The organism is Pseudomonas gingeri (assembly GCF_013386115.1).
Classification (GTDB): domain Bacteria; phylum Pseudomonadota; class Gammaproteobacteria; order Pseudomonadales; family Pseudomonadaceae; genus Aquipseudomonas; species Aquipseudomonas gingeri.
Genome location: NZ_JACAOR010000001.1, coordinates 945544 through 957609, shown reverse-complemented (window position 1 = coordinate 957609; position 12066 = coordinate 945544). Strand labels below are relative to the sequence as shown.

Below are 12066 nucleotides of genomic sequence, written 5' to 3'. Positions count from 1 at the left end.
TCCCTCGCTTGTCGATTGGCGAAAGCCCCATACTGTTCGTCCAATCACATGGATCGGCATGTGCAACGAGGGCAGGCTCTGATGGTGCAAGCCAGGCGACAAGGCACGACACAGACTGCGACTCCCTGTGCGGATCAACGCATTACCGGGGAGTCGATGTGCGACTATCTGCCGGGAGAATCCAGGGATCAGCCGTCGCGACCACAGATCCAGGACGTAGTGATACAGCTGTTCAGCCATCACAGCATCGTCGAGCCCATTCTGGTGCCCGCCGTGGTTGAGCCGTTGCTGGTGCTTGTTCTTGCCGGGGCGGCGAGGGTGGAGGAGCGCGCCCTCGGCGGGGACTGGGACGTGGCTGAAGTCAGTGCCGGCGACTTTTTCCTCACCAGTTCGGCTGAGCCTTATGAGATGCGCTGGCAGACCCTGGGCGGCGATACATTCGAAGTCATGCACCTGTACCTGGGATTGCCGCTGATCGACCATGCCGCGCGCGAGTTGTTGGGAGAACGGGCTGCTCCCGTGGCCTTTCGCGATCTATCGGGTGCACGAGACGCTCGCGTGGCGTTTGTCATGGAACAGCTGCGTACCGAACTGGTAGATGAGCGCTCGCCGAGCCCACTGTTCGCCCAGAGCCTGGCACAGGCATTGGCTGTCCATCTGGTGCGTACTTATCTCGCTGCGCGCCGTCCGGGGCGGCGGGTGAACGCGTTGCAGGCTTACAAGTTGCGCCGGGTCATCGACGCGATGAACGCGCAGTTGGCTGACGACTTCAACCTGGCCCGACTGGCCGGGCTTGCCGAACTCAGCGCGTACCACTTCAGTCGAATGTTCAAACGTGCGACGGGGCTGTCGCCTTCGCAGTACTTCATCCGCTTGCGCATGGCCCGTGCAAGGCATCTGTTGCTCGAGACCCACCGCAGCGTCATCGATGTAGGGCTGGAGGTCGGCTATTCCAGCCCCAGTCATTTTTCGCAGGTGTTTCGCCGCGAAGCAGGCGTCACGCCCAGCGAGTTTCGCCAGGCTTGAAGCCGATTGGCCGAGAGCTGTCGTGATTCTGCCATCGCTGTCGCGGGGGCAGAGCTCAATGGTCGTCCGCATCCGGCTTGTAGCCGTTCACGACGATCTCCGCGATTTCTGGCTGTGCCAGGTATCCCGTATGGGCTACCAGTGGGTTCTCCAGAAGCCCAAACCAGGTCCGGGCATTCGAGACCACGACGTCCACGGTGGCATAGGCTGGCCGTCGTGGTGAGTTTCGAAGCGAATAGGAAAGAAGATCGTTGGGATCTGACAGGAAAACCACCAGCGGCGTATTGCTTTTCAGGTCGGTGCCTTCAGTGGTCAGTCTCATCCGCGGTGCATAGGTACTGAGAAGTCTGGCCAGTGAATCGTCGGCCACTGGCTGCTGCCTCACGTTCAGATCGCCGGCCTCTTCGAGTGTTTGATCGGCAAGTTGCAGGATGGGGATCTGGTTGGCCGACATGAAGATACTCTGCACGCGTGTGAAAAGCGCTTCAGCCGCGGCGTTATCTGCTCCGCCATGGGCCCTGAGGGCGTCGATGGCATCGAACCCCACCTTGCTACCCAGGCTTGAAGTGAAGATGACGAGTGGCGTGTGGCGGGCAGCGACTTCAGTTCTCAGTTCATCATGCTTGCGGGTGTGCTTGCCGGGCACTGCAGCAGCCAGGATTGCTTCCTGGACTTGCAGGCTGATGCCTTCACGGGCACGCCCCTGATAGGCCACGGCATCTGCCAGGCAGTCGTCCATCAACCGGTCCTTGCCCAGGCGATTGACCAGGGCGCGGGTCTCTTTGAAGTCGGGTGAGGTGATCTCCTTGGGCAAAAAGTCAGGCTTGTCAGAGCCACGGCCGCACACGCCGGTTTTATTCGATTGGTCATAGCACAACTGGGCCTTGAGGGGCGTCAGCACCGGTGACCACACCAGGGCGGCGATATTGACCGTTCCCTCGCTGAGGTTGAGGGACCGTTTGTAGATCAGGGCATCCGATGCTTCTACCTGGGTAGGAGCGATGGATTCAACAGGAGCGGCGCCCAACTGTTCCGAGAGGGCGTTGATGGACTCTATCGCCCAGGATGAATCGTGGGTGCACATGCCATGGACGGCGATAATGTCCATCTCCGGCCGCTCTTTATGCTGGCTGGCCAGAATTTGCTTGATGCCCTGAATACTGGGTTTTGAGTTGTCGTGGGTGAGCAATATCGGATGTTTATAGGGAGTCGTGCAGCCCATCAGGCACATCGCAGAGGTCATTCCCCATACCGTGGTTGAGAGCCAAGAACGATGTGCCATAGCAGCCTCCGATCCGTGGTCATGGTGTTCGTTCGAGTTTAGTTGCAACTGGCCATCTCTCCAGGGCGCAGATCTTCTTTTTTCAATGTGAAACACGACCTTGAAAAATCAGTTGGTTATAGCGGAGCAGAAAAGAGGGGAGGCGGTGTCGCGGGTCATTTGTCTTTGTGGACGATGGGTTATCTTCTGATTGTTCTAGTTCACTGTGGTGTAGGCAGCTCAGAAACTTTGGTCAACATCTCGCCTGGTGCCAAAGGGCACACATTGGGTAGTCGCCTGGCTGCTGCACGATGAATCAACCTGAGTTCTCAAGAAATCTTCGTTTGTTACATCATGGCATTTGGCTATTGATCTACGCTCTCGGAAGGCATCGACCAGGAGAGTAGTGTTCCTGCCTTGCCTCATACCGGTTTGTCGTGCTGATGAGCAGGCTGGGTTCATTCGAACACCTGTCAGTCAGTGGCGCTGGCGCTAATGAAGCAGGTCAAATCTCAAGGAGCGATTCGATGCCTCAAAGAATATCCATCGATAAAAATGTCATGGCTCTGATAATGGATGGCGTTGATTTTGACACGGTGTCCATTTTTTATATTGTCGGGCATGGGACAAAAATTGATAAAAGATTCATTGCCGACATGAGTGTGTATTTTCCATGGGGAATAGACAACTATGGATGGTATGAGTCGGATACTGGTTTTCCACTACTCGAGATTTACAACTGCTACCGCCGACGCGGCCAAATGGGGCGTACGCCTAGCTCTAGCTACGATATCCAGAAAGTGGCGACTCCCTCCAAAGGGGCTTCCAATGAAACGCCATTGCTCTCCACGCGAAAGAGTGTAATCCCTGATATCAGCCTGACGCCAAAGGACCTCAACGTGGCGTTCTGCGAAAGAATGCTGGCCAAGTATTACCTTGATGGCGGCGGTTTGGACGATGTGGGGATTGTGTGCCTGACTGGAGATAAAAAATTAAGCGAGGTATTGAGTAGCCTGAACAAGGCTCCACATGGGGGGCAGTATTCTGATTTATTGGTGATTTGCCTGTGTTGCAGTGTCGCGCGTGGAGACGAGCACAACGCTGACAGTAGAGCGCAAGGGTATTCCCAGCTGCTGTGAGACGTAAGTGTCCGGTTGCGTCGTGAATGTAGGCAGCCCTCCCAGTGCGCTTGAAGGGTCAGCGCACTGAGGGAAAACCGCTCTCTGGACTGGCAAAGAGGTTACTCGGCAAAGCTGAACTCAATCTGCTGAAGGGTTATTGCCGAGCTTCTGCTGCGGGGTTGAGGGCGACGCTGTGGCATCGGTGGTTCCTCGTTGAACGGGATCTGCAGTTTCTTGAGTACGCCCGACTCTGCCAACTCGGCGGCTTCCCGTTCCATGCGACTGGCCAACATCTTGATGGACTGTCCGGTCTCTGCCCCCAGTGTGATAGCGACCAATGTCAGCGGGCTCACGTTGAGGGGGACACTCAGGGCGCTGATCATCTCCATCGTCGGACAGCACTGGCCACGTTCCAACTTCGAGATGTAGGTCCGACTGCTGACCTCGGCGAGATTCTTCTGTGAAAGACCTCGAGCGGCGCGCATGGCTTTGAGCACGGTGGCAAAGGCTGTTTTGAGCGACATAAAACGTTCCTGACAGTGGTGCACTTCTGTACCCATCGGGCGACTTGTCCAGATGTAAATCGACGTTCCAGAGCCGTGAGGCTACCACAGCACCGGGCGTCGTTGTCTCATGGTTTCAGGACATCATGATTTTCCTCTAGGCGGCAATGGAAATACGCCAGGCCGACTTGTGAGAGGGGTTGTCGGCTCTAAGCTCCTGCGGGTCCTTAGATAATCGCACTGGTTGGCCTTGGATCCACTAGAGAACGGTGGGGGGCGTTGGGCTACTTGCCTTCGAACGTACCCTAATCTCTTTTTGCAACTGGCGATTATCAATTTTTTGAAGAAACTAAATCGCTCCCAAGCGTGCTTTTTCTCGTAAAAATAAACATTCAAGCTGCTGGGCAAATTATGTATGAGCGGGTTACATATCAGCCATCTAGAGGCCAGCTATGCCAAAATTAAATGCAACGAACAGCGCACGGATCGCTAACGGTGCAGCCCTTGCGACTCCGTTTTTCGATCACGGGACGCCCAAACGCCGCACGGTCCGGTTGGGGGTTACGGATTTATCGTTTCATCGAGCAACCGCGGCACTCGTTGCGGTGGTTTTACAGCAGATGGGGTTTACGGTAAAACGCAGCTTCGCCTTGCATGAGGCCAATTTCGAACAACTCCGTACAGGGGAGATCGATATGGTCGCCTCCGCGTGGATACCCTCAAGTCATGGGATCTACAAGGCGCGGGTGGAGGAGGTGGTTTTGACCCGCGAACTCGGTCTTCACTATCAGCCATACGCACTGTGGGGAGTACCGGATTACGTTCCACAGGAAGAGCTTTCAACGATTGAGGATCTGCTCAAGCCGCAGGTTCTTGCTCGCATCTGTACCACTATCCAGGGCATTGGTCCTGGTGCGGGTATTACTCGATTTTCCCTGCGAATGATGGATGACTACGGCTTGAAAGCCGCGGGCTATTCGTTCCGCACGGGTACGCAGGACGAATGCATTGCGGCATTTGAAGACTTGGTGGATGCGCAACGCTGGGGGGTAGTACCTCTTTGGCAGCCCCAATTCCTCCACCATCGCCATCGGATCCGCGATCTCAAAGATCCCAAGGGGCTGCTGGGCGAAATTGATAAGGCGGTTTTATTGGCGCGTACTGATCGCCTGGACATCTTTACCGATGCTGAGCTTGACGTGCTGGACAATATCCGTCTCTCCAACGCCATTGTTGCAGAACTCGATTACGCCATTAACCGTCAGGGAAAAAGCCCCGATCAGGCTGCCCACGACTGGTTGGAGGCGCACCCTGAAGCACTCCTTAAATGGAAAGCCCCTTTGTTCTAAAAGGTGATAACTTCCCGTTTTCCAAGTCCTTCAAGGCCCAAGTCATTCAAGAGTGTGCCCAGCCCGGCACTTCGATTGCCAACATCGCGCTCGGCCATTGCCTCAACGCGAACCTCGTCCACAAATGGATTCAGCTGCATGCGCAGAACAGCCTGGCGCAGCCACCTGCATTTGCTCCGTTAGCCATGCCGCTGTGAACCACTGGAAAAACAAGGTCATGCCACCGACTCAGACAGGAACCTAGTCTCTGGGCAGCCGCCGGGAGCACACTGGCGGGTGCTGAGCCCCTAGGAGAAGTGCGTGACCAACATCTCTCGAACCGCGCTGACCAGCGGCGCCTCACCAGGGCGCGGCGGTAACAGGCTGAACTCAACATCGGGCAGCGCCGGAAGCGATTGAGTCGACCGGTAGACTTCGGCTCCAGCAGGCACCGCTGAGCTGTTCAGGCACGCCACTCCCAGCCCTGCCATCAGCGCCGATTGCAGGCCCCCGACACCCGACGCTGAATGCGCAATGACATACGGTACACCACGCGCATCCAGTAGATCGATGGTGAATCGCTGCAAACTACAATCCTGGGGAAGCACCACCAACGGCAGCGGCGCCAGGTGCTCGCGCTGCGCGTCAAACCCACTGAGTGCCACCCACCGCAGGGCCTCTCGTCGCACGGGGATGCCTTCGGGAAGGCTGCGCCCGTCAAGGATGCGCATCGACAGGCCGATATCGAATTCGCCGCTGTTGGAGCCATTTTCGATTTGCAGGCTTTTGCGCACCGAAACATGCAACCGAAGCTGCGGATAGCGCGTGCGCAACCCCTTCAACATACCAGCGATGGCGCTCGGCAAAAAATAGTCGGTGATGGCCAGGCGCAATTCCCCGGTCAGGGTCACACCGCGCATGTCCTCCAGCACACAATCACTCAAAGCGAGCAATTCAAGCGCATGTACCAACAACCGCTCTCCGGCGGGGGTGGGACTCACGCCTTTTTTCCCGCGCTCCAGCAGCGTCACACCGGTAAATGTTTCCAGCTTGCGAAGTTGTTCACTGAGTGCTGACTGCGAGCGGCATAGCTTGGGCGCGGCCGCCGACAGGCTGCCGCACTCCAGGATCGTGACGAAGGAGCGCAGTTGCTCGAGATCAAACGGGCGCATATCTATCCTGCGTTTTTTCCGATAGATACCATTATATCTTCCCGTTTTTCAGAACCGGATAATTTTTTTACTCTGGCGCCTCACCCTATCCTTACGAGGAATTCCCCATGCCAGGCATCACCCTGAAAATTTCCGGCGAGCGCAATCCCGAGCTTGTCCGCCAACTCGTCCCGCAGCTCACCGCGCTGACGTGCGAAGTGCTTGAGAAGCGTCCGGAACAGACCTTGCTGATTCTCGATTTTGTGCCTCATGAGCAGTGGTTCATTCATGACCGCTCGCTGGCCGAACATGGACGTAATGCATTCCGCCTGGAAGTGACCGTCACCGATGAGACCAACACCAAAGCGCAAAAAGCGCGCTTCCATCGTGAAGCCTACGTGCTATTAGCCGAGTTGATAGGCAACCTGCATCCGCACTCCAATGTGCACATCATCGACTGCCGAGCCAGTGCCTATGGTTATGAAGGGGTTACCCAGGAGTACCGATATCAGCATGCTTAAGAGCAGGCGTTGTATGCGGACGCTGGATACACCGGTGTCGAGAAGCGTGAAGAGCACGAAAATCTTAATGTGATCTGGCAAGTGGCGGCTCGCTGCAGCACTTACTCCAAGCTGAATAAACGCGGCGTGCTCTACAAGGCCAATCGCAGATGGGTGCTGCTCCATGGTTTGACGTGCGATAGCCGATTCGGCTGTGCCCGGGGAGGGCGCCGCAATGGTAATGCAGCACAGTCAGATGTTGCGCACCGGTTTGTGAGCAAGGATGTATTTTTCTGACGTTCAACAACCGCACTGAATGGAGTGAGTGAGCTGATATACGAAGTCGATAGTGACAGGCCGGATACTCGCTTCATCGACTAAAAACTGTTGGTCATTCCAAAAAACGGGAAGCGAGGCTTCCCGTTTGTGCTTCTGGCGCGTCAACCTCTGACGCGGGCTTCCCGCATATCCAGCACTGAATCTATCTTCTGCTGCGCCAACTCGATCAGGTGCACCACACCCATCGCGACCTTGCGATTCGTGCCGGTCTGGTTGTCGGCGTTTTCATAGGCCGTAGCCGCTGCCGATTGCAGAATCGAGTAGGCGTCGAGCAGGATGGTTTCCCGATCCGGCCAAGCTTAGTAGGCATGACCCGTATGACTACTTGAAGGGCGTTCTGGAGCGACTGCCAACGCAGCGCGCGATTGAAGTCGTTGAGTGATGCCCGCTCGCTTAAGGGGAGCAGGCGTAGACTCAGTCGTTAGGGAGTTTAGCGACAACCTTGATCTCAACATCGAAACCGTACAGCCAAGTGACCCCTACCGCCGTTACGGTGGGGAAAGGCGCCTCGCCCCAATACTCCGGCACGACCTCCCACACCTGTTCGAAAATCTTCTGCGGCTCAACCATGAAGACGGTAACGTCTTGGACATCATCAAAGCTGCAACCTGCTGAGGCCAGCACCGCGTTGAGATTCTCGAAAGCGCGTCGAACTTGTGCTTTGAGCTCTGGCTCTGGTGACCCATCTTCACGGCTGCCCACTTGCCCGGAAACGAAGAGCAAGCCATTGGCACGTACCGCAGCTGAATAACGATTGCGCTCGTAAAGGGCCTGACGGCGGGCGGGGAATACAACATCTCGTTGGTTCATCAGAAAACTCCAGCAGTTGGGAAGCGACATGAACACTTTACGGAGCTTGCTCGGGTGCAATAAACAGGTAATGCTGGCCATCACTGTTTGTAATATCCAAACAATATGGAGCCCCCATGGATCGTTTCGATGCCATGCAAGCCTTCGCGCGGGTGGTAGAAACCGGCAGCTTTACTCGGGCCGCCCACACCTTGCACATGAGCAAAACCACAGTGAGCCAACTTGTCCAGCAACTGGAGGCGCGCTTGCGCGTGAAGCTGCTCAATCGCACCACGCGCAAGGTGAAAATGACCGCCGATGGCACCGTCTACTACGAGCGGGTGCAATTCTTGTTGGCGGCGTTAGATGATGCTGAAACCGCGCTATCCAGTGCCGCAGCTGCGCCGCGTGGGCGCTTGCGGGTGGATGTGCCCAGTCCGCTGGCCCGGTTGCTACTGATTCCGGCGCTACCGGCATTCCATGAGCTCTACCCGGATATCCAGCTAGATCTGGGCGTGAGCGACCGTCATGTGAGCCTGATAGATGAGAGCGTCGATTGTGTGATTCGCGGCGGAGAGATCACCGACACCTCCCTGGTCGCGCGGCACATCGGCGACCTGCTGCTGGGAGTGTACGCAGCACCCTCATACCTGGCTCTCTATGGCGTGCCGGCACATCCACGCGAATTGCAGGAAGGCGAGCATCGTGTCGTGGGGTATCGATGGGCGCGAACAGGCAAAGCGCTCCCTTACACCTTGCGGCGCATGGGCGAACAGCTGGAAGTGCACGGCCGACATGTGCTGGCCGTAGACGATGGCAATGCCTATCTAGCAGCCGGACAGGCTGGCCTGGGGGTACTATGGCTACCGCGATATATGGCTTTGCAACCAGTGGCGAGTGGCGAACTTGTGCCGCTGTTCGAGGACTGGGACATCGCGTCGATGCCGCTATATATGGCATATGCACCGAACCGCCATGTTAGCCGAAAATTACGTGTGTTCATGGACTGGGTAATGGAGTTGATGATCAAGCATGTGCCGGAGATTGCTCCGCCCACGCGCTGACACTCCATAGATCTCTGACATCGCCGCGCCTGGTTGCAGTGTAGTGGTCCAATGAAACCGGCCACCCATTCAGGCGAGAATACTCGCCAGATAGAGGTGTCTGATGACCAAGCAACGTCGTTCCTTTTCCGCTGAATTCAAACGCGAGGCCGCAGGCCTCGTGCTCGATCAAGGCTATAGCCATATCGAAGCCAGCCGCCCCCTCAGAACTGTGGGTTTGTGAGCAGTGACCTAAGCCTGTATCTGAAGCACGGGCTCAATATCCGCCAGTACCCATGATCGTTCGAAATAAGGTTCGAGTGGGCCGAAGAGGCGAAAGTAGGTGTACCAGGACTTGGCCGGTGTCGTCGGAATCCAGTTTCTTTCATAGCCGGCCGGCGCAGTAGGGCCAAGGATGATGTCTATGGACCCATCGGGGTTCTTGAGCAGGTCCTGGCGTGAAGAGCGATCGGCGATCTCCCGGGTGTTCCCAATCAGGCCGCGCGTCTGAGTGTCGTACAGCGTGATGGACCAGAACAGTTTTGCCGGGACATGCGCCGGTACCCGCAGGCGATAGGTTCTGCCGCCGTCGAACGCTGCTCCTGATTTGTCCTGATAAGCGGCGAGGTACGCGGAGCCCACCCCTGGCGTCTGGGTGAGGACTGCGGCCGATGTCCCGGTGACTTCGTAAAAGAATGCCGTCCGTTCCTCCAGCAGCGCTCCTGTAGGCCCGTCTTGTTCATTGTCGTAATGGGGGGCGATGAGGTACTCCCAGCGAGTGTCCTCGCGATAGTGGATACCGGCCAGGCGCTTGCTGAAAGCGGTCACTTTGGCCATGGCCTCGCCCATCGATGCAGCTTTTTCCAGGATAAGCCGCTGGCGTTCGTCCGGCGCAAAGGCGCGGTTCGTTTCGATACCCAGAGGTCTGAGCATGGCCGCGAAGAAGCAGTCGCGTTCCTCCACGGGCTCGTCCCGTAGCGCGTTCGCCAGTCTGGACCAGTAAGCCATGCCGCCAGGATGGGCCATGCTGGTGAGTTCGCCTTCAGGCTTGAAACGCAGCAGGCGTGCGGACTGCCGCACCTGGCCGCTGTTGTAGAAGGTCACTTTCGTGGTTGAGAACACCGTCGCCACCTTGTCGGGGTCGGTATCCAGACCACGGCAGAACATCATTACCTTGCAGGTGCGTGAGTGCAGGATATGTGCGTCGGCAGGGACGGCAGCGGGAGCAACATGGCCCGGCCCGACCAGGACATACACCGCGCCGTTGCCAGCATCCGGGCCGGTCATGCCGACATCGGTCAGTGGGCGATCCCACCAGTCAATCAGCGAACCCGCCGTGGCGCCGGGCGGGTAATGAAGCATCATCGGCCCGTGGGACAGATCGAAGTAGGCGAAGACATAGGGGGTTGTGACGTTCGAGCCCAGCATCACGCTGACCTCACGATAACCATGGACGAGCACAAGATCACCGCTATGGGCGCCTGCATTGTCGACGAGCATTTGTCGCGCGCTCTCCATGCCGACGATGGGCACGCTCCACAGGTAGCACTGGGTGGCCCGTTGGAAATCCATCTCGTCGTACAGGTGCTCAACGGCATCGGGTGTCGGCATACCGAGGTTGAATGTCATAAACTCATCTCGAGTCTTCAGGTGGTCTGCGATGTGGGTTGCATGCTCGGCGCCCATCGTGGTTCTGATGGCGCTCAGGACAGCCAAGCCAGCCGTCATTTTTAACGCGTCTCTTCTGTTGATCGACATTACCCAATCTCTATTTTTCAAACTGGATAAAATCCTAGCATTGGCCTGTTGCCACCCTTGTGGCAACAGTGTCGATAACCTGTGTCATCGCGGGTTCATGTTCAGCGCAGTCATCGCGTATAAGGAGTGTCATGCGTCGAGCAGATCGTTTATTTCAGGTCATCCAGATATTGCGCAGGCGAGGAACGGTAACGGCTGCGGGCATCGCCGAAGAGCTGGAGGTGTCGCGCCGAACCGTCTACCGGGATATCCAGGACATGATGGCCAATGGTGTGCCTATCGTGGGCGAAGCCGGCATCGGTTTCGCGTTGCGCGCTGGGTATGATTTGCCGCCGTTGATGTTCAACGAGCAGGAACTGGAAGCGTTGGTGCTGGGCGCTCGAATTCTCCAATCCTGTGCGGACCCGCAATTGGGAAGGGCTGCGGACGACGTGATCGCCAAGATACGCGCAGTATTGCCACAGAAGCTGCGGCCGCATATCGACGCGCTATCGTTGTGGGCGCCTGGCGATCCTCAACAGGAGTCGATTTCCATCGACCGTGCGGCGCTGAGAGCGGCCATTCGATACCAGCGCAAGATCAATTTCGCTTACGTCGATTTGCAAGACGTCGCTTCTGTTCGCACCGTTCGCCCGCTCATCATGGCCTTCTATGGCCCCGTTTGGCTGTTGGCGGCCTGGTGTGAAATGAGGAACGCATTCAGGGTGTTCCGCCTGGATCGCATGGCCGAGATGTCAGTGCTCGATGAGCCATTCCGACAAGAGCGCGGAAAAACGGCGGCCGACTTCCTCAAGCAAGACGCCGGGTACAAGCATCAGTGACGCCACAGGGAGGCACCGTCATGTCCAGTTCTCGCCAATATCTGAATTTTGTCCTGGAACAACTGGAGCCTCTGGGCTCGGTGGCCAGCAAGCGCATGTTTGGATGCACGGGCATTTACCTGAACGGCCTGATGTTCGCACTCATTGATGGCGACGACGGTGTGTATGTCAAATCCGACGCCGACAGCGTAGGCTTTTTCGAGGCCGCGCAGTGTTATCCCTTTACCTATCAGTCACGCGGTCGCGAGGTGGCTTTGTCGTATTGGTCCATTCCCCATAGTGCGCTGGATGACCGCGATGAGCTGCTGCTGTGGGCGCGGCGCGGCGTGGAGGCTGCGGTCCGTGCCTCACAGAAAGGTCGCCTTTCAGGCAGCTGATACGCCTGCCGTCAACTACGCTCCACTCGACAGGGCGCCCCGGGGCGTC

General features: G+C 57.1%; 14 protein-coding genes and 2 pseudogenes. 10 read left to right on the top strand and 6 right to left on the bottom strand.

Annotated features, from left to right (window positions below; genetic code table 11):
- Window positions 1–156 precede the first annotated feature (156 nt).
- Window positions 157–1026 carry a helix-turn-helix domain-containing protein gene (locus HX881_RS04065; RefSeq protein ID WP_177082975.1) on the top strand — a complete coding sequence of 290 codons (870 nt, stop codon included), beginning with the start codon at window positions 157–159 and terminating at the stop codon, window positions 1024–1026.
- A 55-nt stretch (window positions 1027–1081) separates the two neighbouring features.
- Here HX881_RS04065 and HX881_RS04060 read toward each other — a convergent pair whose 3' ends face one another.
- Entirely contained in the window at window positions 1082–2269 is a 1188-nt protein-coding gene (locus HX881_RS04060; RefSeq protein ID WP_177082973.1) for a hypothetical protein, read from the bottom strand.
- A 545-nt stretch (window positions 2270–2814) separates the two neighbouring features.
- Here HX881_RS04060 and HX881_RS04055 point away from each other — a divergent pair.
- On the top strand, window positions 2815–3426 hold the full coding sequence (locus tag HX881_RS04055; RefSeq protein ID WP_177082971.1) for a hypothetical protein: 612 nt from the start codon (window positions 2815–2817) through the stop codon (window positions 3424–3426).
- A gap of 101 nt (window positions 3427–3527) precedes the next feature.
- On the opposite strand, the gene HX881_RS04050 is transcribed toward HX881_RS04055, so the two are convergent.
- Entirely contained in the window at window positions 3528–3932 is a 405-nt protein-coding gene (locus HX881_RS04050; protein WP_177082969.1) for a helix-turn-helix domain-containing protein, read from the bottom strand.
- 431 nt (window positions 3933–4363) lie between these two features.
- Between HX881_RS04050 and HX881_RS04045 the strand changes: the two genes are divergently transcribed.
- Together HX881_RS04045 and HX881_RS04040 are read left to right on the top strand one after the other, a co-directional pair.
- Window positions 4364–5260: a glycine betaine ABC transporter substrate-binding protein gene (locus HX881_RS04045; protein WP_177082967.1), complete on the top strand. Its 897-nt coding sequence runs from the start codon at window positions 4364–4366 to the stop codon at window positions 5258–5260.
- The gene (locus HX881_RS04040) at window positions 5239–5457 is read left to right on the top strand and encodes a transposase (protein WP_177082965.1); all 219 of its coding nucleotides are present in this window, start codon (window positions 5239–5241) and stop codon (window positions 5455–5457) included. Before HX881_RS04045 ends, HX881_RS04040 begins: the two co-directional genes overlap by 22 nt.
- A gap of 90 nt (window positions 5458–5547) precedes the next feature.
- On the opposite strand, the gene HX881_RS04035 is transcribed toward HX881_RS04040, so the two are convergent.
- Complete coding sequence (locus tag HX881_RS04035; protein ID WP_177064003.1) at window positions 5548–6411, bottom strand: LysR family transcriptional regulator; 864 nt, start codon at window positions 6409–6411, stop codon at window positions 5548–5550.
- A gap of 107 nt (window positions 6412–6518) precedes the next feature.
- Between HX881_RS04035 and HX881_RS04030 the strand changes: the two genes are divergently transcribed.
- Window positions 6519–6911 carry a tautomerase family protein gene (locus HX881_RS04030; RefSeq protein WP_017125934.1) on the top strand — a complete coding sequence of 131 codons (393 nt, stop codon included), beginning with the start codon at window positions 6519–6521 and terminating at the stop codon, window positions 6909–6911.
- Window positions 6912–7061, top strand: a pseudogene (locus HX881_RS04025) (IS5/IS1182 family transposase); the annotation flags it as partial. It abuts the gene before it with no gap.
- Between the two features lie 269 nt (window positions 7062–7330).
- On the opposite strand, the gene HX881_RS33110 reads toward HX881_RS04025, so the two are convergent.
- Entirely contained in the window at window positions 7331–7507 is a 177-nt protein-coding gene (locus tag HX881_RS33110; RefSeq protein ID WP_425503449.1) for a DUF6124 family protein, read from the bottom strand.
- A gap of 136 nt (window positions 7508–7643) precedes the next feature.
- Window positions 7644–8039, bottom strand: coding sequence for a RidA family protein (locus HX881_RS04020; protein WP_177082963.1), 396 nt, complete (start codon window positions 8037–8039; stop codon window positions 7644–7646).
- 116 nt (window positions 8040–8155) lie between these two features.
- On the opposite strand from HX881_RS04020, the gene HX881_RS04015 reads away from it, so the two are divergent.
- Both HX881_RS04015 and HX881_RS04010 read left to right on the top strand, forming a co-directional pair.
- Complete coding sequence (locus HX881_RS04015; RefSeq protein WP_017125931.1) at window positions 8156–9082, top strand: LysR family transcriptional regulator; 927 nt, start codon at window positions 8156–8158, stop codon at window positions 9080–9082.
- Window positions 9083–9185: 103 nt separating this feature from the next.
- Window positions 9186–9287 (top strand): annotated as a pseudogene (locus HX881_RS04010) (transposase); the annotation flags it as partial.
- 26 nt (window positions 9288–9313) lie between these two features.
- Here HX881_RS04010 and HX881_RS04005 read toward each other — a convergent pair.
- On the bottom strand, window positions 9314–10819 hold the full coding sequence (locus HX881_RS04005) for a DUF1214 domain-containing protein (protein WP_177082961.1): 1506 nt from the start codon (window positions 10817–10819) through the stop codon (window positions 9314–9316).
- A 131-nt stretch (window positions 10820–10950) separates the two neighbouring features.
- Between HX881_RS04005 and HX881_RS04000 the strand changes: the two genes are divergently transcribed.
- Both HX881_RS04000 and HX881_RS03995 read left to right on the top strand, forming a co-directional pair.
- On the top strand, window positions 10951–11640 hold the full coding sequence (locus HX881_RS04000) for a helix-turn-helix transcriptional regulator (protein ID WP_177082959.1): 690 nt from the start codon (window positions 10951–10953) through the stop codon (window positions 11638–11640).
- Window positions 11641–11660: 20 nt separating this feature from the next.
- A complete protein-coding gene (locus HX881_RS03995) occupies window positions 11661–12017 on the top strand; it encodes a TfoX/Sxy family protein (RefSeq protein WP_177064000.1) in 357 nt (118 codons plus the stop codon).
- The last annotated feature ends 49 nt before the right edge of the window (window positions 12018–12066 follow it).